This is a genomic window from Kineococcus rhizosphaerae, assembly GCF_003002055.1.
GTDB classification, from domain to species: domain Bacteria; phylum Actinomycetota; class Actinomycetes; order Actinomycetales; family Kineococcaceae; genus Kineococcus; species Kineococcus rhizosphaerae.
Window position 1 is genome coordinate 310,292 of record NZ_PVZF01000001.1, and the last position, 24,675, is coordinate 334,966.

At 73.9% G+C, this 24,675-nt stretch carries 26 protein-coding genes; 10 read left to right on the forward strand and 16 right to left on the reverse strand.

Annotation, left to right across the window (positions count from 1 at the left end):
* The first annotated feature begins 61 nt into the window (after positions 1 to 61).
* Positions 62 to 904, forward strand: coding sequence for an undecaprenyl-diphosphate phosphatase (locus tag CLV37_RS01565; protein ID WP_106207324.1), 843 nt, complete (start codon positions 62 to 64; stop codon positions 902 to 904).
* A 36-nt stretch (positions 905 to 940) separates the two neighbouring features.
* Here CLV37_RS01565 and corA read toward each other — a convergent pair whose 3' ends face one another.
* Positions 941 to 1,993, reverse strand: a complete 1,053-nt coding sequence (gene corA / locus CLV37_RS01570) for a magnesium/cobalt transporter CorA (protein WP_106206286.1) — start codon at positions 1,991 to 1,993, stop codon at positions 941 to 943.
* Positions 1,994 to 2,122: 129 nt separating this feature from the next.
* Here corA and CLV37_RS01575 point away from each other — a divergent pair, with 129 nt between their 5' ends.
* From CLV37_RS01575 to mshC, 4 genes are read left to right on the forward strand one after another with little or no spacing between them, the layout of a single operon-like run.
* Complete coding sequence (locus tag CLV37_RS01575; protein ID WP_106206288.1) at positions 2,123 to 2,851, forward strand: histidine phosphatase family protein; 729 nt, start codon at positions 2,123 to 2,125, stop codon at positions 2,849 to 2,851.
* A 9-nt stretch (positions 2,852 to 2,860) separates the two neighbouring features.
* Positions 2,861 to 3,409, forward strand: coding sequence for a DUF3090 domain-containing protein (locus CLV37_RS01580; protein WP_106206290.1), 549 nt, complete (start codon positions 2,861 to 2,863; stop codon positions 3,407 to 3,409).
* Positions 3,379 to 4,254, forward strand: coding sequence for an SCO1664 family protein (locus CLV37_RS01585; RefSeq protein WP_170126998.1), 876 nt, complete (start codon positions 3,379 to 3,381; stop codon positions 4,252 to 4,254). The genes CLV37_RS01580 and CLV37_RS01585 overlap by 31 nt, the downstream gene beginning before the upstream one ends.
* Before the next feature lie 29 nt (positions 4,255 to 4,283).
* A complete protein-coding gene (gene mshC / locus CLV37_RS01590; protein ID WP_106206292.1) occupies positions 4,284 to 5,543 on the forward strand; it encodes a cysteine--1-D-myo-inosityl 2-amino-2-deoxy-alpha-D-glucopyranoside ligase in 1,260 nt (419 codons plus the stop codon).
* A 15-nt stretch (positions 5,544 to 5,558) separates the two neighbouring features.
* Here mshC and CLV37_RS01595 read toward each other — a convergent pair whose 3' ends face one another.
* The 7 genes from CLV37_RS01595 to CLV37_RS01625 all read right to left on the reverse strand — a co-directional run bounded on the left by CLV37_RS01595 (position 5,559) and on the right by CLV37_RS01625 (position 11,034).
* On the reverse strand, positions 5,559 to 6,602 hold the full coding sequence (locus CLV37_RS01595; RefSeq protein WP_106206294.1) for a dipeptidase: 1,044 nt from the start codon (positions 6,600 to 6,602) through the stop codon (positions 5,559 to 5,561).
* A 69-nt stretch (positions 6,603 to 6,671) separates the two neighbouring features.
* Positions 6,672 to 7,445, reverse strand: coding sequence for an AIM24 family protein (locus tag CLV37_RS01600; RefSeq protein ID WP_106206296.1), 774 nt, complete (start codon positions 7,443 to 7,445; stop codon positions 6,672 to 6,674).
* Positions 7,445 to 8,113: an AIM24 family protein gene (locus CLV37_RS01605; RefSeq protein WP_106206298.1), complete on the reverse strand. Its 669-nt coding sequence runs from the start codon at positions 8,111 to 8,113 to the stop codon at positions 7,445 to 7,447. Before CLV37_RS01605 ends, CLV37_RS01600 begins: the two co-directional genes overlap by 1 nt.
* Entirely contained in the window at positions 8,113 to 8,742 is a 630-nt protein-coding gene (locus CLV37_RS01610) for an AIM24 family protein (protein ID WP_211298294.1), read from the reverse strand. The genes CLV37_RS01605 and CLV37_RS01610 overlap by 1 nt, the downstream gene beginning before the upstream one ends.
* 126 nt (positions 8,743 to 8,868) lie before the next feature.
* Positions 8,869 to 9,333: a DUF805 domain-containing protein gene (locus tag CLV37_RS01615; RefSeq protein ID WP_106206300.1), complete on the reverse strand. Its 465-nt coding sequence runs from the start codon at positions 9,331 to 9,333 to the stop codon at positions 8,869 to 8,871.
* A 161-nt stretch (positions 9,334 to 9,494) separates the two neighbouring features.
* Positions 9,495 to 10,001, reverse strand: coding sequence for a DUF805 domain-containing protein (locus tag CLV37_RS01620; RefSeq protein ID WP_106206302.1), 507 nt, complete (start codon positions 9,999 to 10,001; stop codon positions 9,495 to 9,497).
* Positions 10,002 to 10,137: 136 nt separating this feature from the next.
* Complete coding sequence (locus CLV37_RS01625) at positions 10,138 to 11,034, reverse strand: PAC2 family protein (protein ID WP_281260493.1); 897 nt, start codon at positions 11,032 to 11,034, stop codon at positions 10,138 to 10,140.
* Positions 11,035 to 11,059: 25 nt separating this feature from the next.
* On the opposite strand from CLV37_RS01625, the gene CLV37_RS01630 reads away from it, so the two are divergent.
* On the forward strand, positions 11,060 to 11,782 hold the full coding sequence (locus tag CLV37_RS01630; RefSeq protein ID WP_106206304.1) for an HAD family hydrolase: 723 nt from the start codon (positions 11,060 to 11,062) through the stop codon (positions 11,780 to 11,782).
* An 8-nt stretch (positions 11,783 to 11,790) separates the two neighbouring features.
* Here CLV37_RS01630 and CLV37_RS01635 read toward each other — a convergent pair whose 3' ends face one another.
* Positions 11,791 to 12,714 (reverse strand): RecB family exonuclease, encoded by a 924-nt coding sequence (locus CLV37_RS01635; RefSeq protein ID WP_245885191.1) that lies wholly within the window; start codon positions 12,712 to 12,714, stop codon positions 11,791 to 11,793.
* A 120-nt stretch (positions 12,715 to 12,834) separates the two neighbouring features.
* On the opposite strand from CLV37_RS01635, the gene CLV37_RS01640 reads away from it, so the two are divergent.
* Positions 12,835 to 13,971 carry a site-2 protease family protein gene (locus CLV37_RS01640; protein ID WP_106206306.1) on the forward strand — a complete coding sequence of 379 codons (1,137 nt, stop codon included), beginning with the start codon at positions 12,835 to 12,837 and terminating at the stop codon, positions 13,969 to 13,971.
* A gap of 38 nt (positions 13,972 to 14,009) precedes the next feature.
* Positions 14,010 to 15,071, forward strand: a complete 1,062-nt coding sequence (locus CLV37_RS01645) for a tRNA (adenine-N1)-methyltransferase (protein WP_106206308.1) — start codon at positions 14,010 to 14,012, stop codon at positions 15,069 to 15,071.
* 4 nt (positions 15,072 to 15,075) lie between these two features.
* On the opposite strand, the gene CLV37_RS01650 is transcribed toward CLV37_RS01645, so the two are convergent.
* From CLV37_RS01650 to CLV37_RS01660, 3 genes are all read right to left on the reverse strand, one after another.
* On the reverse strand, positions 15,076 to 15,810 hold the full coding sequence (locus CLV37_RS01650) for a ThuA domain-containing protein (protein ID WP_106206310.1): 735 nt from the start codon (positions 15,808 to 15,810) through the stop codon (positions 15,076 to 15,078).
* Complete coding sequence (locus tag CLV37_RS01655; RefSeq protein WP_106207336.1) at positions 15,807 to 16,889, reverse strand: Gfo/Idh/MocA family protein; 1,083 nt, start codon at positions 16,887 to 16,889, stop codon at positions 15,807 to 15,809. The genes CLV37_RS01650 and CLV37_RS01655 overlap by 4 nt, the downstream gene beginning before the upstream one ends.
* A 113-nt stretch (positions 16,890 to 17,002) precedes the next feature.
* Entirely contained in the window at positions 17,003 to 17,842 is an 840-nt protein-coding gene (locus CLV37_RS01660) for a sulfurtransferase (protein ID WP_106206312.1), read from the reverse strand.
* A 38-nt stretch (positions 17,843 to 17,880) separates the two neighbouring features.
* Here CLV37_RS01660 and CLV37_RS01665 point away from each other — a divergent pair, with 38 nt between their 5' ends.
* Together CLV37_RS01665 and CLV37_RS01670 are read left to right on the forward strand one after the other, a co-directional pair.
* Positions 17,881 to 19,236, forward strand: a complete 1,356-nt coding sequence (locus tag CLV37_RS01665; protein WP_106206314.1) for a M20/M25/M40 family metallo-hydrolase — start codon at positions 17,881 to 17,883, stop codon at positions 19,234 to 19,236.
* A gap of 23 nt (positions 19,237 to 19,259) precedes the next feature.
* Entirely contained in the window at positions 19,260 to 20,246 is a 987-nt protein-coding gene (locus tag CLV37_RS01670) for a bile acid:sodium symporter family protein (RefSeq protein ID WP_106206316.1), read from the forward strand.
* On the opposite strand, the gene CLV37_RS01675 is transcribed toward CLV37_RS01670, so the two are convergent.
* From CLV37_RS01675 to CLV37_RS01690, 4 genes are all read right to left on the reverse strand, one after another.
* Entirely contained in the window at positions 20,157 to 21,203 is a 1,047-nt protein-coding gene (locus CLV37_RS01675; protein WP_106206318.1) for a YihY/virulence factor BrkB family protein, read from the reverse strand. The genes CLV37_RS01670 and CLV37_RS01675 overlap by 90 nt on opposite strands.
* Before the next feature lie 75 nt (positions 21,204 to 21,278).
* On the reverse strand, positions 21,279 to 22,373 hold the full coding sequence (locus tag CLV37_RS01680) for an alpha/beta hydrolase (protein WP_106206320.1): 1,095 nt from the start codon (positions 22,371 to 22,373) through the stop codon (positions 21,279 to 21,281).
* The gene (kynA, locus tag CLV37_RS01685) at positions 22,370 to 23,269 is read right to left on the reverse strand and encodes a tryptophan 2,3-dioxygenase (protein WP_170126999.1); all 900 of its coding nucleotides are present in this window, start codon (positions 23,267 to 23,269) and stop codon (positions 22,370 to 22,372) included. The genes CLV37_RS01680 and kynA overlap by 4 nt, the downstream gene beginning before the upstream one ends.
* Positions 23,266 to 24,525, reverse strand: a complete 1,260-nt coding sequence (locus CLV37_RS01690; protein ID WP_106206322.1) for a kynureninase — start codon at positions 24,523 to 24,525, stop codon at positions 23,266 to 23,268. The genes kynA and CLV37_RS01690 overlap by 4 nt, the downstream gene beginning before the upstream one ends.
* Positions 24,526 to 24,675 lie beyond the last annotated feature (150 nt).

A 24,675-nucleotide genomic window follows, 5' to 3' on the forward strand; every position in this document is an offset into this window, starting at 1 on the left:
CGATCCCCGTACCCACCCGGACCGTCCGCTGCCCGCACCCCGGAGGTGCCGCGGCGTGAGCATGGGTCTCCTCGAAGGCGCCTTCCTCGGCCTCGTGCAGGGCCTCACCGAGTTCCTGCCCATCTCCTCCAGCGGGCACCTCGCCATCGTCGGGACGCTCATCGGCGCGTCCGACCCCGGTGCCGCCTTCACGGCCATCTGCCAGCTGGGCACCGAGGCCGCGGTCATCCTGTACTTCCGCGAGGACATCGCCCGCATCGTCAGCCGCTGGGCCCTGTCGCTGGCCGGCCGGGTGCCCCGCGACGACCCCGACGCCCGGATGGGCTGGCTCGTCATCCTGGGGACCATCCCCATCGGTCTCCTCGGGCTGCTGTTCCAGGACGCCATCGAGACGTCCCTGCGCGGGTTCGCCGTCATCGCGACCACCCTGTGGGTGTTCGCCCTCCTGCTCGGCGCGGCCGACCGGTACGGGCGCAAGGAGCGCACGCTCGACCGGCTGACCTGGAAGCACGGCGTGCTGTTCGGGCTCGCGCAGGCGCTGGCGCTCATCCCCGGGGTCTCCCGCTCGGGGGGGACGATCACGATGGGGCTGCTGCTCGGCTACACGCGCGAGGCCGCGGCGCGCTACTCGTTCCTGCTGGCCATCCCCGCCGTCGTCCTGTCGGGCTTCTACCAGCTGTACGACGAGGTGAGCAGCGGCGCGGCGATCGCGTGGGCGCCCACTGCGGTCGCGACGGTCGTCGCGTTCGTCGTCGGGTTCGTCGTCATCGCCTGGCTGATGCGCTTCATCACCACCCACAGCTACCGCGGGTTCGTGGTGTACCGGATCGCGCTGGCCGCCGTCGTGTACGTCCTGGTGTTCACCGACGTGCTGCCCGCCTGGAACGGGACGGACTTCGGCTGACCCTGCGACGGCCCCCCCGGGCGCGAGCGGTCGGGCTCACAGCCAGCCCGACCGCTTGAACACCCGGTACAGCCCGACGCAGATCGCGACCATGGCCAGGACGCACGCCGGGTAGCCGAACCGCCACGACAGCTCCGGCATGTGCTGGAAGTTCATGCCGTAGACCCCGGCGATGAGGGTCGGCACGGCGGCGATCGCGGCCCAGGCGGAGATCTTGCGCATGTCGTCGTTCTGCCGCACGGACACCTGCGCCAGGTGCGCGTTGAGGATGTCCGTGAGCAGCCGGTCGTAGGTCTCGACGTGCTCCACCGTGCGCACGAGGTTGTCGAGCACGTCCCGCAGGACCAGGCGCGCCTGGTCGTCGATGTGGTGCACGCCGTCCGGCTCGTCCCGCTCGTCCGCGCCGTCGTCCTCCACGAGCCTCTTGAGCGGGGCCACCAGCGGGAAGGCGCCGCGGCGCACCTCCAGCACCTCCCGCTTGAGGGAGTAGATGCGCTGGGCGTCGGAGCTGCGGCTGGGGGAGAAGACCTGCTCCTCGACCTCCTCGACGTCCTGCTCCAGCTCGGAGTCGATCGTGGTGTAGCCGGCGACGACGTGCTCCATCACGGCGTGCAGCACCCCCTTGGGCCCGCGGCGCAGCGGGCGGGCGCCCGAGTCCACCTCGTGCCGGACCTGGCGCAGGACGGTGCTGTCGCCGCGGCGCACCGTGACGACGAACCGGCGCCCGACGAAGAGCATGACCTCGCCGGTCTCCACGGTGGAGGTGTCGTCGAAGTACTCCAGCACCTTCAGCACGACGAAGACCGTCTCGCCGTACCGCTCGATCTTGGGCCGCTGGTGGCCGGTGACGGCGTCCTCGACGGCCAGGCGGTGCAGGTGCAGGGTCTGGGCGACGTCGCTGAACTCCTCGGCCGTCGGGTCCACGAGACCGAGCCACAGGAACGGGGGAGCGGGTTCGTCGGGCGCCACGTCCTGCGGGGGGAGGGGCCCCGCCTGGGTGGACTCGACGCGGCACTGCGCCAGGGCGGCGGCCAGGTCGGGGACCTCCTCGCGGCGCCCGTCGCGGTAGGAGGCGACATCGACGATCACCCGCACATCGTGCCCCGCAGGTCCCTCACCCGCAGTAGCTGTAGAAGTTCAGTTACCGGAGCCAATCTCGATTCATCGTCGAGGTACCTCACAACCACTGCGGAAAGAACACGGCCCTAAGGTGGGGGCGTGCCGACCCTCCTGCTCGTCCGCCACGGCCGCAGCACGGCCAACACCGCCGGCGTCCTGGCCGGCTGGACCCCCGGGGTCCACCTCGACGACACGGGGAAGGAACAGGCACGGGCGCTGGGGCAGCGGATGGCGTCGCTCCCGCTGGCCGACGTGGTCGTGTCCCCGCTGGAACGGTGCCAGGAGACGGCTGCGGCGCTCACCGCGGTGGACGGCCCCACCGGTCCCCGTCCCGCGCTGCGCACCGACGACCGGCTGGGGGAGTGCAAGTACGGCGACTGGACCGGCAAGGCGCTGAAGGACCTGGCCAAGGAGCCGCTGTGGCGCACGGTGCAGTCGCACCCGTCGGCCGCGGTGTTCCCGGGGCCGGAGGGTGAGGGGCTGGCGACGATGCAGCACCGCGCCCTGGAGGCGGTCCGCGAGCACGACGCGCGGATCACCGCCGAGCACGGCGACGACGCCGTGTGGGTCGCGGTCACCCACGGCGACGTCATCAAGGCGATCCTGGCCGACGCCCTCGGGATGCACCTGGACCTGTTCCAGCGGATCTCGCCCGATCCCTGCTCGGTCTCGGTGGTCCGGTACGCCCCGCTGCGTCCGTTCGTGCTGCGGATGAACGACTCCGGCGGCGACCTGTCGGGGTTCGCGCCGGCGAGGAAGAAGCGGCGTGCGACCCGGCGGCCCGCGAACAACGATGCGGTCGTCGGCGGCAGCACCGGCGCGGCGTAGGTTGGGCGCATGCCCGTCTACGACTACGACCCGCCGGAACGCTTCGTGGCGGGGACCGTCGGCGAGCCCGGCCAGCGCACCTTCTTCCTGCAGGCGCGCAGCGGTGCCCGGCTGACGTCGGTCGCCCTGGAGAAGGCGCAGGTCTCGGCGCTGGCCGAGCGCGTCGGGGAACTGCTGGACGAGATCGTGCGCCGCTCCGGGGGTTCGGCACCCGTGCCGGCGATGCCCGCGGCCGGCACCGAGGACACCGCGCCGCTGGAACTGCCCATCGAGGAGGAGTTCCGGGTCGGCACGATGAGCCTGGCCTGGGACGGCGAGCACGAGACCGTGGTCATCGAGTGCTTCGAGGTCAGCGAGGAGGACGTGGACCCCGAGGCCCCCGACGTGGGCCTGCAGCGCAACGTCCTGCGCGTGCACCTGGACGGCACGAGCGCGCGGGCGTTCGCGGCGCGCTCGTCGGCGCTGGTCGCCGCCGGCCGCCCGCCGTGCCCGTTCTGCGCCGGGCCGCTGGACCCCACCGGCCACGTGTGCCCGCGGGCGAACGGGTACCGGCGCTGAACGGCACCTTCGCCGGCGTCGGCGAGCAGGAGGCGCTCTCGCGGCTCGTCGCGGGGGAGATCCGGATCCGGGGCCGGCTGGCCGACGCGTCCAACGCCACGCTGTACGCGACGGTGGGGACGGGTGAGGACGAGCTCGCCTGCGTCTACAAGCCCGTCTCGGGGGAGCGGCCGCTGTGGGACTTCCCCGACGAGACGCTCGCCCGGCGCGAGGTCGCCTCGTACGCGGTGTCGGCGACGACGGGCTGGCACGTGGTGCCGCCCACGGTGTTCCGGGACGGTCCGCTGGGGCCTGGGTCGGTCCAGCTGTGGTTGCAGCAGGACGGGGCGGACCCGGCCGACGCCGAGGACGTGGTCCTGCCCGCGCCGGGGGCCGGGCTCATCGACATCGTGGGCCTGCGCCGGGTCGAGCCGGGCTGGCACACCGTGCTGGAGGCCGAGGACGGCGGCGGGCGGCCCGTGGCGCTGGTGCACGCCGACGACCTGCGACTGCGGCGCATCGCGATCCTCGACGTCGTCCTGAACAACGCCGACCGCAAGGGCGGGCACGTCCTGCCGGGCTGGTCGGGCGCGGTTCACGGGGTGGACCACGGCCTGACGTTCCACGTCGAGCCGAAGCTGCGGACGGTCCTGTGGGGTTTCGGCGGTCAGCGGCTGCTCGCCGAGGAGCGCGAGGTGCTCGCTGTCCTGGTCGCCGACCTGGACGGCCCGCTGGGGGAGCTGCTGGAGCAGCTCCTCACGGTCGAGGAGGCCGTCGCGACGCTGGAGCGCGCCGAGCGCCTGCTGCGCGAGGACAGGTTGCCGCGTCCCCGCGGCCACCGCACGATCCCGTGGCCCCCGTTCTGACTCGCCCGGCGGGGAGGTAGGTTCGGGCCGTGCGTTCCTGGCCCGTCCCCTCCGTCCCGACCCTGCCCGGTCGGGGTCCCCGCGTGCACCTGCACGACACCGCGACCGGTGGGCTGGTGCCCGTCGGCCCGACCGAGGGCACGGCGACGCTGTACGTGTGCGGCATCACGCCGTACGACGCGACGCACCTGGGTCACGCGAACACCTACGTCTCGTTCGACCTGCTGGGGCGGGCGTGGCGCGACGCGGGCCTGGACGTGAACTACGTGCAGAACGTGACCGACGTCGACGACCCGCTGCTCGAACGCGCCGAGGCGACCGGCGTGGACTGGCGCGACCTCGCCGCGTCGCAGATCGAGTTGTTCCGCGGTGACATGGAAGCCCTGTCCGTGGTCCCGCCGCAGGAGTACCTCGGGGTCGTCGAGGCCGTGGAACTCGTCGCGGCCGCCGTGCGCGAGCTGCTCGCGGCCGGTGCGGCGTACCGGGTTCCCGGGGTCGACGGCGGTCCGGACGGCGACGTCTACTTCCCCGTGGACGCCGACCCGGCCTTCGGCACGGTCGGGAACTACGACGTGGCGACGATGCTCACGCTGTCGGCCGAACGCGGCGGGGACCCGGACCGCCCGGGCAAGCGGAACCCGCTGGACCCGCTGCTGTGGCGGGTGGAACGTCCGGGTGAACCGGCCTGGGAGGCCGGGGAACTGGGGCGCGGGCGCCCCGGCTGGCACATCGAGTGCTCGGCGATCGCGTTGCAGCACCTGGGGATGCCCATCGACGTGCAGGCGGGCGGGTCCGACCTGGTGTTCCCCCACCACGAGATGGGGGCCGCGCACGCGCACCTGCTGCGGCCGGGTTCACGGCCCTTCGCGCGGGCCTACGCGCACTCGGGGATGGTCGCCCTCGACGGCGAGAAGATGAGCAAGTCGAAGGGGAACCTCGTCCTCGTCTCCAAGCTGCGGGCGGCCGGCGTCGAGGCGGGCGCGATCCGGTTGGCGATCGTCGCCCACCACTGGCGCAGCGAGTGGGAGTGGACCGACGAAGTGCTGGCGACGGCGCGCGAGCGGTTCTCCGCGTGGAGCTCGGCCGTGGCGCGGCCGGTGGGCCCGGACGCGACGGCGCTGCTGCGGACCGTGCGTGAGCGGATGGCCGACGACCTCGACGCGCCGGGTGCGGTGGCCGCGGTCGACGCGTGGGTGGCCGGGGCGAACGCCGGGACCGGTGACGACCACGGCGCTCCGGCGCTGGTCCGGGACGTCGTCGCCGCCCTGCTGGGCGTCGAACTGGCCTGAGGCGTCCCGGCCCCCTCAGTCGACGGACGTCCCGTCCTGCGCGTCCTCCAGGACGCGCAGGACGTTGCCGCACGTCAGGGCCCGCAGGTCGGCGGCGGACCAGCCGCGGTCGGCGAGCGCCGTCAGCAGGGCCGGGTACGTCGAGACGTCCTCCAGGCCGTCGGGCAGCCGGTCGACGCCGTCGTAGTCGCCGCCGAGACCGACGTGGTCGATGCCGACGACGTCTCGGGCGTGTTCCAGGTGCGCGACGACGTCGGGCAGAGCGGCCCGCGGCGCGGGGCCGGTCCCGTCCCGGCGGTGGTCCGCGCAGGCCTGGTTCACGAACGCCGGGACGAACGTCACCATCAGGACTCCTCCGTTGCGCGGCAACCGTTCCAGGACGGTGTCGGGGACGTTGCGGGGGTGGTCGGTGACGGCCCGGCAGGAGGAGTGCGAGAACAGGACCGGCCGGGTGGTGGTGTCGAGGGCGTCGTGCATCGTGCGTTCGTGGACGTGGGAGAGGTCGACGAGCACCCCGATCCGGTTCATCTCGCGGACGACGTCGTGGCCGAAGGCGGTGAGCCCGTGCCCGACGGGCTCCCCGGTGGCCGAGGCCGCCCACGGGGTGTTGTCGTTGTGGGTCAGCGTCAGGTACGCGAGCCCGGCGCGGCGCAGTTCGCGCAGCACCCCCAGGGAGCCGCCGATGCTGTGCCCGCCCTCGGCGCCGGGCAGGGACGCGATGCGGCCGGCGGCGATCGTGTCGCGCACCGCGGACGCGGTGGGGGTCCACGCGAAGACGTCGGGGTGGGTCAGGACGAGCCGGCGCACGAGGTCGACCTGCTCGAACGTCGCGACGACGGCGGCCGCCGGGTCGCCGTCGGAGGGGACGTACACGGACCAGAACTGGGCGCCGACCCCGCCGGCGCGCAGCCGGGGGACGTCGGTGTGCAGGGCGGGCTGGTCGAGCAGCCCGGCCGCGGCGGGGTCGGAGCCGAACTGCTCCCGCAGTTCCCAGGCGAGGTCGTTGTGCCCGTCGAAGACCGGGTGGGTGCGCAGGACGTCGCGGTGCAGGTCGATCACGGGGGCACGCTACGCCGCCCGGACCCCGTGGCCGGGGTCCGGGCGGTGCGGGGCGCGGGGGCGTCCCGGTCACTGCTGGTGCTGCTGCAGCTCGGACTGGATGACGCCTGCGAGGTGGCGCAGCTGGTTCGGGCCGAGCTGCTGGACCTCGGCCTCCAGGCGTCGTACCACGTGCGGGTCCTCCAGGACCCGTTCGGAGCTCTGCAGCAGGACGGTCCCGGCGCCGGTGAAGTCGTACTGCCGTTCCTCGCCCGAGCGGGTGCCGAACAGGGCGCCGCGGGCGGCGCCGAGGAAGTGGCCCATCCAGCCGGCGTCGAAGTGCTGCGACGGGGCGGGGCAGTCGGCCCAGCCGACGAGCGCCTCGGGGTCCACCCGGACGGGCGGCTCGACGAAGACGACCGGTCCCGAGGAGCTGGCGAGGAACTTGCCCGTCCCGAGCAGGGTGAGGAACCCCGGGATGATGGACTCCTTGAGTTCCAGGCCGGCGTCGAACGCGAGCAGGTTCGCGGCCCGGACGGTGAGGTTCCCGTCGTCGAGGTCGTAGGAGTTGATGTCGTACCCGCGGTCGCCGAGCAGGACGTGGCCCTGGCCGTCGGCGACGACCCAGTCCCGGCTGTAGAGCGGGGAGGAGAACCTCGCCGCGACCATCGCGGTCATCGACGTCGCGGTGAGGGGTTCGAAGCGGATCGTCCCGCCCCCGGCGGGGTAGTAGGCGATCATCCGGCCCGTCTGGACGAACAGGGGACCGGTCAGCCGCACGCAGTACGCGTGGGGGTTGTCGGGCAGGTTGTCGTGGTCCGGCAGCGACTGCGGGTCGAGGGGCTGGGGGCTGGTGGGGGCCATCAGAGCTTCTCCTCGCTCGCCTGCACGTAGACGGTTCCCTCGCCGGACACCTTCAGCTGCACGCCTTCTCCCGATCCGCGGCCCACGGCGTCGCGCCACGACAGGGCCGTGGCGACGTCGAGGCGGAGGTCGCCCACGTGCGCGACGTAGGCCTGCGGGTCGACGACGACCTGCCGGGAGCCGCCGACGCGCAGCGTGAACGTGCCGCCGTGGGACAGGAGCGCGACCGATCCGCGGCCGGACAGCTGCGTGGTGAACAGGCCCTGTCCGGTGACGGCGCCGCGCACGGCGCCGCGCAACCCGCCCTGCTGGCCGAGGAACACCACCGAGCTCGACATGCTCGCGTCGTGGGCGAGGAGGCGGTCCGCCTCGACGGACATCGGCTGGGACCCGTCGAGGTCGACGATGGTCACGTGGTGGCCGCGGAACCCGTAGTGGACGGTCCCGGTGCCCTCGGCGACCATCAGCGGGACCGCCTCGCCCTGCATCCCGCGGGCGAGCGCCGAGGCGATGCCGCCGCCGTAGGTCCCGCCGCCGGGTCCGCCGACGACGGGGGAGAAGGTGATGCGCCCGGTGGTGGCGAGCATGGCGCCGCGGCGGGCGAGGACCTCGGCTCCGGGGCGGACGTCGGCGAGGACGACCTTGGAGGTGACCTTGGTGAAGCCCATCAGCGCTCCTCGGGCTGGATGTGGACGACGCCGTGGCCTTCGAAGCGCAGGGAGAAGGCTTCGCCGGAGCTCTCGCCGACGAGGTTGCGCCAGGAGACGTCGGTGACGAAGGACTGGCGGAGGTCGCCGGTGGAGCCGATGTAGGCGTCGGGGTCGACGACGAGGGGGGTGGCGGGGGTGACGCGCAGGGAGATCGGTGGTCCGCCGAGGGACAGCAGCGCGACCTGGCCGTGGCCGGTGACGGTGGTGGTGAACAGGCCCTGGCCGCTGGAGGCGCCCTGCAGGCCGGTGAAGGCGACGTCGGTGCGCAGGCCGTCGGACAGGCAGAGGATGCTCTCGGACTCGGCTTTGAGGGTGTCGCCGGCGAGGTCGAGGACGAGGAGGTGGCCGGCGTCGACGGCGAAGTGGACGGTGCCGCGGCCGGTGACGTCCATGAGGGACAGGGATTCGCCGGTGAGTCGCTGCTTGAAGGCGGCGCGCAGGCCGCTGCCGCCGCCGGAGCCGGTGTGCTTGAACTGGACGTCGCCCTCGTAGGCGACCATCGAGCCGGTCTGGGCGCGCACGGCGCTGCCCTTGGACCCGTCGAGGTCGACGACGAGGACGCGCGGTGTTTCCAACCGCCAGGACACGGGTTCCTCCTCGGGGTTCGGCACGTCGGGAGTGCGTCGGGTGGGCCGTCGTGGTGCGGGTGGGGCCCGGACGTCGCGGGGGCGGTCACGACCTCGTGACCGCCCCCGCGGCGGGTGCCGTGCGGGTCAGGACTGGCCGGGGGGGCCGTACGCGCTCGAGCGGCCGAAGGGCGGGAACGGGCCGCCGTGGCCCGGGCCCACGATCCCCTTGGGGTTGGGGCCGAAGCGGTTCGCGCCGGGCTCGCTGTCCTTGCAGGCCCAGACGATGAAGATGATGACGAAGACGATCTGGACGATCGGGATGAGGACCAGCAACCACCAGAGGCCGGACTTGCCGATGTCGTGGAAGCGGCGCCAGCCGATGGCCAGGTTGGGCAGCAGGAGGGCGAGGCCGGCGAGGCTCTGGACGAGTCCGCCGCTGCGGCCGTACTCGGTGGTGTAGGAGGTGCCGAGGGCGGTGTCGAGGAGGCCGGCGACGGCGCTGACGATGACGTTGAAGAGCACCCAGAACCAGAACTCGGAGCGGCGTGCGCGCCCGGAGAACCTCACGTAGTTCGAGAACCCGGATCTGATCGCTTGGCCGAAGCTCACGGCGGTCCCTCCGTCGGGCCCGGCGACTCCGGGCGGGTCCGTCCAGTGTGGCGTGATCTTGCGGTCGTGGCGTCGAGGACGGGGGGGTGTGTCGTGCGGGGACGGCGCGGGGGAGGGGGGGAGCGCGGTGCGGTGCTCACCCCCCTCGGCGGCCGGTGGGGTCAGAACCGGCCGGGCTGGCCGTACTGGCCGGGCTGGCCGCCGAACTGGTTGGGCTGGCCGGGGAACTGGCCGTACGCGTCGCCGACGCCCTTGGGGTTGGGGCCGTGCTGGTTGGGGCCGGGGACGGAGTCCATGACGTTGAAGACGAGCAGGACGATGCCGCCGAGGGGGACGAGGCTGATGAGGATCCACCAGCCGGAGCGTCCGGTGTCGTGCAGGCGCCGGACGTGGACGGCCAGGGAGGGCAGGAGCAGGGCGAGGCTGACCGCGCCGACGAGGAGGTAGAGCAGGACGAGGGCGATCGATCCGCCGGCGCCGACGGTGTCGGACCCGGTGGCGCTGGCGGCGCCGCCGACGGCGACGAGGGCGATGACCAGGGCGACGCCGAGGACGAGGCCGAGGAGGGTCTGGAAGAGGTAGAAGTACCAGTACTCGGAGCGGCGGGCCCGGCCGGTGAAGGTCGCGTACTGGCGCAGGCAGGTCTTGACGGCGTCCACGAAGCCCACGGGGAGGCCCCTTCTGGTGCGGTGCGCGGTGGTTCCGCGCGGGGAGCACTCATCGTGACGCAGTTGATCACCGGCTGTGAGTGTTCTGGGGAGCAATCACCCGTTGTGGTCACTGGGGGTGACCACGACGGGGGGGTCAGCCGCGGCGGGGTGGGTCGTCGCGCCGGCGCAGGTACCGCTCGAACTCACGGGCGATGGCTTCGCCGGAGGCTTCGGGCAGTTCGGCGGTGTCCTTGGCCTCTTCGAGCTGCTGGACGTACTCGGCGATCTCGGAGTCCTCCTCGGCGAGCTCGTCGACGCCGCGTTCCCAGGCGCGGGCGTCCTCGGGCAGGTCGCCGAGGGGGATGGACAGGTCGAGGAGCTCCTCGACGCGGCGCAGGAGGGCGAGGGTGCCCTTGGGCGAGGGGGGTTGCCCGACGTAGTGGGGGACGGCGGCCCACAGGGACACGGAGGCGATGCCGGCGGTGCTGACGGCGTCCTGGACGACGCCGACGATGCCGGTGGGGCCTTCGTAGCGGGAGGGTTCGATGTCGAGCTTGTCGACGAGCTCGGGGTCCTCGCTGCTGGAGGTGACGGGCAGGGGGCGGGTGTGGGGGACGTCGGCGAGGAGGGCGCCGAGGGTGAGGACGAGGGTGGCGCCGTGCTCGACGGCGACGGCGACGATCTCCTGGGCGTAGGTGCGCCAGCGCATGGACGGTTCGATGCCGCGCACGAGGATGACGTCGCGGGGGGCGTCGGGCAGCTGGACGTAGGAGATCCGGGTGGTGGGCCAGGTGAGGCGCCGGCGGCCGTCGTCGTCGAAGTGGACGGTGGGCCGGTTGACCTGGAAGTCGTGGTAGAGCTCGGGGTCGAACTCGGTGAGATCGGCGGCGTCCCACACGTCGTGCAGGTGGGCGACGGCCTGGCTGGCGGACTCGCCGGCGTCGTTCCAGCCCTCGAAGGCCGCGATGACGACGGGGTTGCGCAGGACGACGTCGTCGGTGGACTCGTCCGTGGCGTCGTCCGTCGTGGGGTCGGCAGGCTGCTCTGGCACGTCCCAACCCTAGACTCACGCCCTGATGAACCCCGACAGCACGACTCCAGGACCAGCCGTCCAGCTCCCCGCCGCCGTGCTGTGGGACATGGACGGGACGTTGGTGGACTCCGAGCCGCACTGGATCGCGGCGGAGACGGCCCTGCTGGGGCGTCACGGGGCGTCGTGGTCGCACGAGCAGGCGCTGGCGCTGGTGGGCAGCGCGCTGCCGGAGTCGGGGCGGGTGCTGGCCGAGCACGTGCGGGCCTGCACGGGCGTGGTGCTGGACCCGGCGGCGGTGGTCGCCGAGCTCGTCGAGGCGGTGAACGTCCAGGTGCGGGCGGCGGTGGTGTGGCGGCCGGGGGCGCTGGAGCTGCTGGCGGCGCTGGGGGCGGCGGGGGTGCCGTGCGCGCTGGTGACGATGTCGTACCGGTCGCTGGCGGACACGGTCGCGGCGATGGTGCCGGGGGCGTTCTCGGTGGTGGTCGCCGGTGACGAGGTGGAGCGCGGCAAGCCGTCGCCGGACCCGTACCTGCGGGCGGCGCAGCTGCTGGGGGTGGACGTGCGGCGGTGCGTGGTGATCGAGGACTCCCCGACGGGGGTGGCCTCGGGGGAGGCTGCGGGGGCGAACGTGCTGGCGTGCCCGCACATGGTGCCGATCCCCGCGGCGCCCGGGCGCAGCCGGGTGGCGTCGCTGGCGCAGGTGGACCCGGCGGCGCTGGGGCGGATCGCGGCGGGCGAGTCGCTGGACGCGCTCGTGGAGGTCTGAGGCCCCGCCTACGCGGGTGCCACCTGCGGGCCGGGGCGGGCCGCGGCCGGCAGGGGCGGGGGTGTGCCGCCGAAGCTGGGGCAGAGGGCCTTGTGGTCGCACCAGGCGCACGTCCGCCCGGGCCGGGGGCGCCAGTCGCCGCTGCGGCGGTTGCGTTCGATGGCGTCCCACAGGGCGCGGACCTTGCGTTCGGTGGCGAGCAGGTCGTCCTCGTCGGGGGCGTAGCTGACGATCTCGCCGGAGCCGAGGTAGACGAGCTGCAGGAGCTGGGGGACCCGGCCGCGCAGCCGCCACAGGACGAGGGCGTAGAAGCGCATCTGGAACATGGCCTTGGCCTCGAAGGTCTGCGAGGGGGCGCGGCCGGTCTTGTAGTCCACGACGCGCATGGCCCCGCCGGGGGCGACGTCGAGGCGGTCGACGATGCCGCGCAGCAGCAGGTCGTCGGTGAGGTCGACCTCGACGCGCACCTCGCGCCCGGCGGGTTCGAGGCGGGTGGGGTCCTCGAGGTCGAAGTAGCGCTGCAGGAGCTTGCGGGCGCTGTCGAGCCAGGCCTGCAGGGGGGCGTCGGTGCGGTCCGCGTCGTCGTCGGCGGCGTCGGCGGGTGGGGCGAAGAGCGTTCCGACGCGCGGTTCGCGCTCGACGAGCTCGCGCCACTGGTCCTCGACCATGGAGCAGGCCCGTTCGGGGGTGCGCTGGTCGGCGGGCAGGTCGAAGAGGCGTTCGAGGACGGCGTGGACGACGGTGCCGCGCGCGGCGGACGCGCTGGGGGTCTCGGGGAGCCGGTCGATGGTGCGGAAGCGGTACAGCAGCGGGCACTGCATGAAGTCGGCGGCGCGCGAGGGTGACAGGGCCCGGCGGGGGGTGACCTCGGCGGGGGCCTGGGCGTCGGGTCCGGCCTCGGCGGGAGGCGGTTGCTGGACGCCGTCGGTCACGGGTCCACTCTACGGCGCGCTCGGGTGGTCCCCGGGCGGGTCGCCCGGCGGGCCCACCTAGGATCGGTGGATGCAGGTGTGGTGCGGTCGTGTCCGCGGTCCCGTCGTCGGTGGAGCCTCGTGAGGGCCGGCATCTCCCTGGGGCGGCCGTTCGGGGTGCCGTTGTGGCTGGCCCCGTCGTGGTTCCTGTTCGCGGCGGTCATCGTGTGGTTCTTCGCGCCCGTGGTGCAGTACCGGGTGCCGGGTCCGGCGTCGTACGTGGTGGCGTTCGGGTACGCGGTGCTGCTGCTGGTCTCGGTGCTGCTGCACGAGGTCGCGCACGCGCTGGCCGCGCGGTGGTCGGGGATGCGGGTGACGGGGATCGTCCTGAACGTGTGGGGCGGGTTCACCTCGCACGAGGGCCGCACGGGGCCGGGGCGCAGCCTGCTCATCGCCGTGGTGGGGCCGGTCGTGAACGCCGTCATCGCGCTGGTCGCGTGGCGGGTGGGTCTGGTCGTGCGGGCCGAGCCCGACGGCGGGGGCGTCGTGGGGTTGTTGCTGGGGGCGCTGACGTTGTCGAACGCGCTGCTGGCGGTGTTCAACCTGCTGCCGGGGCTGCCGCTGGACGGTGGTCACGCGCTGGAGGCGGTCGTCTGGAAGGTCCGCGGGGACCGGCTGGCCGGGACGGTGGCGGCCGGGTGGGTCGGGCGGGTCCTGGCGGTGCTGGTCTTCGTCGCCGGGCTGCTGGTGCCGCGCCTGCTGGGCTGGGGCCAGTCCCTGACGGACATCGTGTGGGCCGGGCTGGTCGGGGCGCTGCTGTGGCAGGGCGCCTCGGAGGCGCTGAAGTTCGCGACGGTGGCCCGGCGGGTGCCGGCGCTGTCGGCGCGGGCGCTGCAGCGGCCGGCGATCGGGGTGAACGCGCGGGCCACCGTCGAGGAGGTCGTGCGCTCGGCGCGGGCGGCGATCGACGCGGGCGCCACGGCGGCCTCGCAGCGGGACCTGGAGGTCGTGCTGGTCACCGACGACGGGGTCCCGGTGGCGGTCGTGGACACCGCGGCGCTGCGGCAGGTGCCGGCCGAGCGGCGGACGTCGCTGGGGGCCGGGGCCACGGCGCGGGCGTTGCCGCCGCGGTCGTGGCTGCCGGAGGACCTGGCCGGGGAGGACCTGCTGCAGGCGGTGCAGGTGCGCCCGGGCGAGCACGTGGTGGTGGACACTGCTGGGCGGGTGCGGGGACTGCTGCACACCGGTGACGTGATCGCGGCCGTGACGGCCCGCTGAGCGTCGCCCGACGTTCGACCGACTGGAAGAGGCTCTTCGTGATCGACCCTGCCCACCCGCCGACGGGTGCGAACACCCGCCGTGGTCCGCTGCGCGAGGGCGAGCGGGTGCAGTTGACCGACCCGCGGGGCCGGATGCACACGATCACCCTGACCGCGGGGGCCGAGTTCCACACCCACCGGGGCAAGTTCCTGCACGACGATCTCATCGGCCGTCCCGACGCGACGACGATCGTGAACACGGCCATGATCGAGTACCTCGTGATGCGCCCGCTGCTGACGGACTTCGTGCTGTCGATGCCGCGCGGGGCCGCGGTCGTCTACCCCAAGGACGCGGGCCAGATCGTGCAGATGGCCGACGTGTTCCCCGGGGCCACGGTCATCGAGGCCGGGGTCGGGTCGGGGGCGTTGACGATGTCGCTGCTGCGGTCCGTCGGCGACGGCGGGCAGGTGCACTCCTTCGAGCGGCGCCAGGACTTCGCCGACGTCGCCACCGGCAACGTGGAGACGTTCTTCGGCGGGCCGCACCCGGCGTGGACGCTGCGGGTGGGCGACCTGGTGGAGACGCTGCCGTCGACGGGCCTGCTGGCCGACCGGGCGGTGCTGGACATGCTCGCGCCGTGGGAGTGCCTGGACGCCGTCGCCGACCACCTCGCCCCCGGGGGTGTGCTGATCTGCTACGTGGCGACGGCCACGCAGTTGTCGCGGGTGGCGGAGGCGATGCGGGCCGCGGGCCGCTGGACCGAGCCGGAGGCGTGGGAGTCGATGGTGCGCGGCTGGCACCTGGAAGGGCTGGCGGTGCGCCCGCAGCACCGGATGATCGGGCACACGGGGTTCCTCATCACCTCCCGGCGCCTGGCGGACGGGTTCACCCCGCCGCTGCGCAAGCGCCGTCCGGCCCCCGGTGCCTACCCGGTCGACGTCGAGGGCGGCGACGGGGCGGGCGCCGAGGTGGAGGTCGTGGAGGGCACCGAGTACGGGGACCGGCCGATCTCGGACCGCAAGGTCCGCAAGGCCGCCCGGGAGGCCGCGCGCGGTGCGCAGGCCTCGGCCGGGACCGACGCCGACGCTGACAGCGCCGGCGCCGGGGCTGAGGACTGAGCCCTCAGAGCAGCCACTGCCGGGGCGGGTTGGTGACCCCGGGGACCTGACGGTCCCCGGGGGCCGGCGCGGCCCAGCGCACGCCGTTGGCCAGGACCTGCTGGATCTCGGCCTGCTGGTAGACGGGGTACTCCTGGTCGCCGGGGGAGAAGTAGAAGATCCTCCCCTTGCCGCGGGTGAAGGTGACCCCGGAGCGGAAGACCTCCCCGCCGGCGAAGGAGCTGATGAAGACCAGGTCGTCGGGGTCGGGGATGTCGAACAGTTCGCCGTACATCTCCTGGCGGGGGATGACGAGCGGGTGCGGGATCCCGGCGGCGATGGGGTGCGACGGTTTGACCGTCCACACCAGTTCCTGCTCGCCCTCGTTGCGCCAGGCCAGCGAGCAGGTCGTCCCGAGCAGGCTGCGGAAGATCTTCGAGAAGTGCCCGGAGTGCAGGACGAGGAGGCCCGTGCCCGCCAGGACGTGCTCCTTGACGCGTTCCACGACGGCGTCGTCGACCTGGTCGTGGGCGACGTGGCCCCACCACAGGATGACGTCGGTGCCCGCCAGGACCTCTTCGCTCAGTCCGTGCTCGGGGTCGGCGAGGGTGGCCGTCGTCACCTGCGCGTCGGGCAGCAGGCGGCGCAGGCCGGCGGCGATGGCGCCGTGCATGCCCTCGGGGTAGTACTCGGCGATGTTCGCGGGGCTGCCGTTCGCCTCGTGGACGCCTTCGTTCCAGACCAGGACGCGCAGGCTCATGCGACGGTCCCTCCGATCTGCTCGACGGGTTCGACCTTGCCGGTCTCGGCGGACTTCGCGGCGGCTTCCATGAGGGCGATGCTGCCGAGGTTGGAGCGGCCCGTCACGTCGGGGGCCGCGCCGCCGCGGATCGCGCGGGCGAACTGCCGCAGGCCCGCCGAGCGTCCCCACAGGTCCAGGGCGGGCAGCTCGACGGGGGTGGCGACCTCGCCCTTCAGGCCCAGGCGCACCTCGTCGTCGGCGGGGCCGTCGCCGCGGCCGGTCAGGGTGAGGTAGCCGTCCTGACCGTCGAAGGTCCACTCCCCGTCCCAGAAGGTCTGCGGGGCGCGCGAGACCCAGCTGCCGCGGTAGCTGGCGACCAGGCCGCCCTCGAGCTCGACGACGAGGACGGCGGAGGCCTCCTCGGTGTACTTGCTCCACGGGGGGTCGGTGACCTTGGCGTAGACGCTGACCGCTTCGCGGCCGGTCGTCATGCGCAGCAGGTCGAAGTGGTGGATGGCCATGTCGTAGATGAGCGGGTGCGGGAACTGGTAGTGCCGGTACGTCTCGACGGGGGCGTCGTGGTCCCAGCGGCGGAAGTCGACGTGGACGACGGACAGGTCCCCGACGGCCCCTGCGGCGATGAGCTCGCGGGCCTTCTGCGCGCCGGGGTAGAAGCGGTAGTTCTGGCTGACCTGCAGGACCAGGCCGAGTTCCTCGGCCCGCTCGACGGCGGTGCGGGCCTCGGCGACGGTGCCGGCGAAGGGTTTCTCGACGAGGACGTGCAGCCCGGCGTCGAACGCCTCCATCGCCACGGGGACGTGGAACGTCATGGGGGCGGTGACGATGACGCCTTCGGCCTCGACGGCGCGGGCGGCCTCGGTGAGGGAGGTGAAGCACACCTCGTCGGGCAGGTCGAGCGCCTCCTGGGCGGCGCGCAGCGTCGGTTCGTGGGCGTCGACGATGGCGACGCGGTCGACCTCGGTGACCGGGGGGATGGCGTTGCGTTCCCAGTCACCGCCCCACCCCCCGAGTCCTACGTGGATGAGCCTGGTCCGCGGGACGGTGCTCGGGGTCTGGGGGCTGTCGGCGGTGACCACGATCACGACGCTACACGCTGGCCGTGAGGCGGGGGAGGGGCTGCGCAGCGTTTCCGGGCGCGTTTCTGGGATCGTTCCCGGACCCGGGCCGGGCGTGGTGTGCCGGGGCCGGGTCAGCCCGGCTGCCCGCCCGTGGCGACGGGCCGGGACGGGTCGGCCACCCACTCCGACCACGACCCCGGGTAGAGGACGCCGGTGAGCCCGGCGACCTCCAGGGCCAGCAGCGTGTGCGCGGCGGTGACCCCGCTGCCGCAGTAGACGCCGACGCCGGGCGCGCCGTCGCGCACGCCGAGGGCGGCGAACCGTTCGCGCAGGGCGTCGGGGGGCAGGAACGTCCCGGCCGTGTCCACGTTCTGCGTCGTGGGGGCGTTGACGGCCCCGGGCACGTGACCGGCGACCGGGTCGACGGGTTCGACCTCGCCGCGGTAGCGCTCCGGGGCGCGGGCGTCCAGGACCAGCCCGGTGCGGGCCAGGTCGGCCACGGCCGCGGCGTCCAGGACCGGCAGCGACCCGGCGTGCACGACGACGTCGCCGGGCTCGGGCAGCGGCACGTCGGTGCTGAGGTCCCCGCCCGCGGCGACCCAGGCCGCCAGCCCACCGTCGAGGACCCGCACGTCGGCGATCCCGGCCCAGCGCAGGACCCACCAGCCGCGCGCGGCGCTGGTCGAGGTCGCGGCGTCGTACACGACCACCCGGGAGCCGGCGGACACCCCAGCGTCGCGCAGGACCTCCTGCAGGGCGGCGGGATCGGGCAGCGGGTGGCGGCCCTCGCCGGGGCGGCGGGGCCGGGACAGCTGGGTGTCCAGGTCGACGTACACGGCCCCCGGCAGGTGCCCGGCGGCGTACTCCTGCGCGCCGTCGGGCCCGCCGAGGGCCCAGCGCACGTCGAGCAGGACCGGCGGGGTGGGGCCGGTCAGGTCGCGGTGCAGTTCCGCCGCCGAGGTGAGGACCACGGCGCCACTGTGCCACGCCCGTTCCGTAGCGTGCGGGCGTGCTCCCCACCGACCTGGCCGCCGCCGCCGACGCGTACGTCCTCGACGGTGCCTTCGCCGCCGAGCTCGCGAGCGCCGTGGCTCACCGGACCGTCAGCAGCGACCCGGGGTGCGGTGCGCCCCTGGACGCCTACCACCGGCGGGTGGTCGCACCGGTGCTGGAGGGGCTGGGGTTCGCGGTCCGGACGGTGCCGAACTCGGTGGGCGGGTGGCCGTTCCTGCTCGCCTCGCGCGTGGAGGACCCGGCCCGTCCGACGGTCCTGCTGTACGGGCACGCCGACGTGGTGGACGTGTCGATCCCGTGGCGCGCCGGCCTGGACCCGTGGACCCTGACCCGTGAGGGGGACCGCTGGTACGGGCGGGGGTCGGCGGACAACAAGGGTCAGCACCTGCTGAACCTGGCGGCGTTGCGGTTGCTGCTGGAGCACCGGGGCATGTTGGGGTTCAACGTGACGTTCCTGCTCGACGGTGGGGAGGAGGTCGGGTCGCCGGGGCTGGCCGAGCTGGCCGCGGTGCACGGGCGGGACCTGCGGGCGGACGTCCTGGTGGCCTCGGACGGGCCGCGGGTGGCCGCGGACCGGCCGACGCTGTTCCTGGGGACGCGGGCGGCGGCGCAGATCCGCCTCGACGTGGACCTGCGGGCGGACGCGCGGCACAGCGGCAACTGGGGCGGGGTGCTGCGCAACCCGGCCACGACGCTGGCCGGGGCGATCGGCACGCTGGTGGACGGTCACGGCCGGGTGCTGGTCCCGGCGCTGCTGCCGCCGGGCGTCGACGACGAGGTGCGCGCGGCCCTGGCCCGGGTGCCCGTCGAGGGTGAGCAGGGCTGGGGCGAACCGGGGTTGAGCGCTGCGGAGCGGTTGCACGCGGGGAACACCCTGGAGGTCCTGGCCCTGGAGGCCGGGGACGTGGAGCGTCCGGTGGGGGCGATCCCGGGCCGGGCCCGGGCGGTGCTGCAGCTGCGGCACGTGGCCGGTACGGACGTGAGCCGGCTGGCGGAGGTGGTCACCGGGCACCTGCGCAGGCACGGGTTCGGGATGGTGCGAGTGACCGCCGGGGGCGGGGCCGCCGGCCGTACCCCGTTGAGCGACCCCTGGGTCGTTTGGGCGCGCGAGGTGCTGGAGCCGGCCACCGGTGGCCGGCTCCTCGTGCTGCCGAGCCTGGGGGGGACCTTGCCGAACCGGGTGTTCACCGAGGACCTGGGTCTGGCGACGTTGTGGGTGCCGCACTCCTACCCGGGCTGCGGTCAGCACGCCGCCGACGAGCACTTGCCCGTGGAGGTGGCCCGCGACGGTCTGCGGACGGTGCTGGCGTTGTTCGAGGCGCTGGGGCGGCGGGGGACGTCGCCGCGCTGAGGGTGACGGGTAGCGTCCCGCGGGTGCCCCGCTGGTCCGACGTCCCCGTCCTGCGCCGCGTCGAGCCGTTCGTCGTGGCCATCCTCACCGCGGTCGCGGTCGCGGCGCTCCTGCCGGCGGGTGGCGGGGTCGCGACGGGGTTGTCGTGGGGTACGACGGTCGGGGTCGGGGTGCTGTTCTTCGTGTACGGGGCGCGGATGGCGCCGGCGGAGGCGGTGGCGGGGTTGCGGAACTGGCGGCTGCAGGGGGCGGTCGCGGCCACGACGTACGTCGTGTTCCCCCTGCTGGGGCTGCTGTTGAGCCTGCTGGTGGGGCGCTTCCTGGACGACGGCCTGGTGGCGGGGGTGCTGTTCCTGGCGGCGTTGCCGTCCACGGTGCAGTCGTGCGTGGTGTTCACGGCGATGGCGCACGGCAACGTCCCGGGGGCGGTCGTCAGCGCGACCGTCTCCAACCTGGCCGGCATCGGCGTCACGCCGTTGCTGGCGGCCCTGCTGCTGGGGTCGGCCGGTGCGGGTCCGGACGGCGGTGCGGTGGGCCGGATCCTGCTGCAGCTGCTGGTGCCGTTCCTGGTCGGGCTGCTGGCCGGGCGCTGGATCGGGCCGTGGGTCCGGGCCCACCGCGGGCCGCTGACGTTGCTGGACCGCGCCGTCATCGTCGGGGTCGTCTACGCGGCGTTCAGCCGTGGTGTGCGGCAGGGGGTCTGGCGGGAGGTCGGGGTGGGGGAGGTGGCGGTGGTGCTGGGGTGTGCGGCGGTGTTCCTGGCCGCGGTCCTGGCTCTGGCCTGGTGGGTCCCGCGGTTGTGGGGGGCCGGGCGCGCGGACCGGGTGACGATCGCGTTCTGCGGTTCCAACAAGTCGCTGGCGACGGGGCTGCCGATGGCGACGGTGTTGTTCGACCCGCACGTGGTGGGGCTGGTGGCGCTACCGGTCATCCTCTACCACCCGCTCCAGATCACGGTCTGCTCGGTCCTCGCGACCCGTCTGGGCCGCGCGCCGCTGCTCCAGGGGTGAGTCGTCGAACTCGACGTGGACCCGTTCGAACCCCTTGTGCCGCTGGGCCTGGGCGATGCGGGTGTAGGCGCGTTCGTCGCCCTCGGTGAGTTCCACGGCGTCGGTGAAGGGGGTGAGCAGGGCCCGGGGGTAGAGCCGGCGGCTGCGCACGACGTCGGCTTCGAGGCACAGCACGACGCAGCAGCTGGTGACGAAGAGGAAGGCGATGAGCCCCAGGACGGCGGTGAAGACCTGGTTGGAGACGCTGGAGCGTTCGGACACGAGCCCGACGAGGGTGCCGCCGAAGCGCTGCAGGAGCTGCCACAGGACGGCCATCGCCAGGGCCCCCGGCAGGATGGTCCGGAACGGGGGCCGGTGGGCCGCGGCGAGCCAGAAGGCCATGGTGAAGCCGACCCCGGCGAGCAGGGTGTAGCCGATGGTGCTGGCCCAGTCCTGCACGGCGCTGCTCCCGCGGATCACGTCGCCCAGGACGATGTTCAGGACGGTGGTCCCGACGACGAAGAGCCCTGCGGTCACCATGAGGAGCAGGCTGCGCAGCCGCGCCTTGAAGGGGTTGGGGCGTTCGTTGCGCGGGATGCCCCAGGCGATGTTGGCGGCGTTCTGGACCGCGAGGCCCACGCCGAGGGACCCGTACAGCGCGCCGGCGATGCCGATGGCCAGCCCGAACCCGCCGCCGCCCAGCGCACCGGGGGTGCCGATCTCGGACTTGATGACGGGGATCTGTCCGGCCGCCGAGTTCAGGATCGCGTCCTGCGCCCCGGGGTTCCCGGACAGGACGTACCCGAGGATCGTCGAGAGCAGCAGCAGCAGCGGGACGAGGCTGAGCAGGCCGTAGTAGGTGATGATGGCGGCGAGGTAGGCGCCCTGGTCCTCGAAGAACTTGTAGACGACGGCCAGCGGGTAGCTGAGCACCGGGTGGCGGCGCTGGAAGCCGTCGAGCCGCGCGACCCCCGACATCGACGTCATCTCTCCCGCAGGTCCGTGCGACGGGGCCCGCCCCCGCCGGGTCGGCACGAGGGTAGGGGCGGCGCGTCAGCCGCGCACGCCGGCCAGCAGGTCGAGGACGCGGGGCCAGACGGTGGAGGTGGGGTCGATGACCGAGAAGTGGTTCCCGTCCTCCTCGAGGGTGCGGACGTCGTCGCCGGCGGCGCGGGCGGCGTCGGCGAAGCGGCGGGAGGCGTCCAGGAGGTCGGGGTCGTCGCCGCGGCAGCAGACGACGGCCAGCGGGGAGCCGACGGGGACGCGGGTCAGGGGCGAGGAGGCGGCGTACTCGGCGGCCAGGTCCTCCGGCGGTCCGCCCAGGGCGGCGGCGACGGCGTGCTCGGACAGTCCGCGGGCGTGGATGGTGTGCAGGTCCAGGCAGCCGGCGAGGGAGACGGTCAGGGCGGGGCGGAACGCGGCGAGGGCCAGGTCGGCGGCGAGCCGCACGACGAGCTGGCCGCCGGCGGAGTGCCCGAGGGTGACGACCCGGTCGAGGTCCAGGGACGCGTCGACGGCCTCGAGGACGCCGAACCCGGCGGCGACGTCGGCGGTGGTGGCCTCCCAGCCGTGCCGGTCGGGTCGGCGGTACTCCAGGTTCCAGGTCGCGAAGCCGCGGGCGGTGAGGTCGACGGCCATCGCGTGCATGAGGTCGTTCTCCCACCGCGAGCGCCAGTAGCCGCCGTGGACGAGGACGGCGACGGGGAAGGGGCCGTGGGTGCTGTGGTGGGTGCCGGCGGCGGGCAGGCGCAGGTGGGCGTACTGGTCGGGGTCGGGTCCGTAGGGGATGCGCCGGGGCGGGCTGGTGCGCTGGAAGTACCAGTCGTCGACGCCGAAGCGCAGCCCGTCGGTGCCGCGCCAGCGGACGTGGCGGCGCACCCGGGGGGAGGGGTCGAGGTCGAGGGCGTCGAGGTCGACGCGGACGACGTCCACGCTCAGGTCGGGCAGGAGGTCGGCCACGGGGGTGTCGTCGGCGGCCAGGAGCAGGAACTCCTCAGTGGCCGCGGCGGCCGTGGCCCGCAGCCGGTCCAGGGAGGGGGTGCGGACGAGGGTGCCGTCGAGGTCGTGGGCGCGCAGGGCGGCGGTGAAGGTCTCGTCGACGGTGCGCGAGGGGGCGACGCCGGGGGCGGCGAGGGCAGTGAGCTTCACGACCCGATCTCCGTGCGTACGGCGTACAGCTCGGGGAAGAACGTCAGGTTCAGGGCCCGGGCGAGGAAGTCGACGCCGGAGGAGCCGCCGGTGCCGCGTTTGAAGCCGATGGTGCGTTCGACGGTCTTGAGGTGCCGGAAGCGCCACAGCTGGAAGTTCTCCTCCAGGTCCACCAGTTCCTCGCAGGCCTCGTACTCGGTCCAGAACTCGCTGGCGTTCTCGTAGATGCGCGTCAGGACGGGCACCAGGGCGGGGGTGTGGACGTGGGCGCGGGTGACGTCGCGGTCGAGGACCTCGGCGGGCACGGCGTGCCCGCGCCGGGCCAGGAAGCGCAGGAACTCGTCGTACAGGCTCGGCGCGTCGAGCAGTTGGCGCAGCTCGTCGTGCCGGGGGCGGTCGTGGGCGAAGACGTCGAGCATCGCCGCGTTCTTGTTGCCCAGCACGAACTCCACGGCCCGGTACTGGTGGGACTGGAAGCCGGAGGAGTTGGCGAGGAACCCGCGGAACTGGGCGTACTCGGTGGGGGTCAGGGTCGCCAGGACCGACCACTGCTCGGTGAGGGTGCGCTGGATGTGCTTGACGCGGGCGATGTTCTTCAGGGCGGTCTTCAGGTCGTCGGCGGCGATGGCGGCCACCGCCGAGCGCAGTTCGTGCAGGACGAGCTTGAGCCACAGCTCGGAGGTCTGGTGCTGGACGATGAACAGCATCTCGTCGTGGTGGGTGGGCACCGACAGGGGGTGCTGGGCGGACAGCAGTTCGTCGAGGTGCAGGTAGGCGCCGTAGGACATGTCCCGGGTGAAGTCGGTCACCACGCCGGCCTCGACGGCGCGGGTGTTGCCCTCGTCGGGGGTCTGGTCAGGGGTCTGGTCGGGGGTGGGGCCCGTCGCGCCGCTCACGAGTTCTCCACGATCCGGTGCAGGGCGAGCAGGCCGTCGAGGACCTCGCCGAAGCTGGTGGACAGGGGGGCCAGGCCGATCCGGATGCCGTCGGGGGTGCGGAAGTCGGGGACGACGCCCTCGGTCCACAACCTCGCGGTGGTCTGCCGGAAGTCCCTGCCGCTGTCCCCGGCGCGCAGGGTGACGTGACCGCCGCGGGCGGCCGGCTCGCGGGGGGTGGCGACGGTGACGCCGTGCGGGACGAGCAGCTCGTCGGCCACTTCGAGGGCGAAGGACGTCAGGGCCGTCGACTTGGCGCGCACGGCGTCGATGCCGACCCGTTCGAGCTGGTCGACGCCGGCGCGCACGGGGACCATCGCCACGATCGGCGGGGTGCCGGAGATGAGCTGCCGCACGCCGGGGTCGGGTCGGTAGCCCTGTCCCATGGCGAAGGGGTCGGCGTGGCCCATCCAGCCCTGGACCGGCTGGCGCAGCAGGCCGTGGTGGCGGCGGGCCAGGTAGGCGAACGCGGGCGCGCCGGGCCCGCCGTTGAGGTACTTGTAGGTGCAGCCCACCGCGAGGTCGGCGCCCCAGGCGTCCAGGGCCAGCGGCACGGACCCGGCCGAGTGCGACAGGTCCCACAGCACGAGCGCGCCGGCGTCGTGGACGGCGGCGGTGATGGCCGGGCCGTCGGCCAGGTGCCCGGAGCGGTAGGCGACGTGGCTGAACGTGGCCAGCGCCGTGCGGGGTCCGACGGCGGCGGCGACCTGGGCGGCGCTGATCCCGGCGGCCGGGTCGGTCTCGATCCAGCGCAGCGTGGCGCCGCGTTCGGCGGCGACGCCTTCGAGGACGAAGCGGTCGGTGGGGAAGTTGTCGGTGTCGGCGACGATCTCGTCGCGCCCCTCGGCCAGGGCGTGGTCGAGGGCGGCGCGCACCAGTTTGTAGAAGAGCACGGTGGTGGAGTCGGCCACGACGGTCTGCCCGGGCCCGGCGCCGAGCACGACGCGCCCGATGCGGTCGCCGAGGTCGGTGGGCCAGTCCATCCACCCGCCCTCACCGACCTGCGCGTCGTGGGTCCACCCCTGGATGAGCCGCCCGCCCCACTCGGCGCGCACGAAGGCGTCCAGGGCGGCCGGGGTGGCCTTGAGGGGACGGCCCAGGGAGTTGCCGTCCAGGTAGGAGGTGACGGCGGGGGCGGCCTCGAGGAGGAACTCGTCGCGGTGGGCGGCCAGGGGGTCGGCTGCGTCCAGCTCCGCGGCGCGGTCGGTCAGGCTCACGGTCTCTCCTCGGGTGCTCCGGGGGCGCGGGTGCGCCCCTGGGGGTCGAGTCTGTCGGACGGGCTGCGCGGTGGTCGTGGCGGTGGTGTTTCGGGGACGTTGCCGGCAGGTCACGTCCGGGCGCGGACGGGGCCGGTGGGTGGCGCGCCG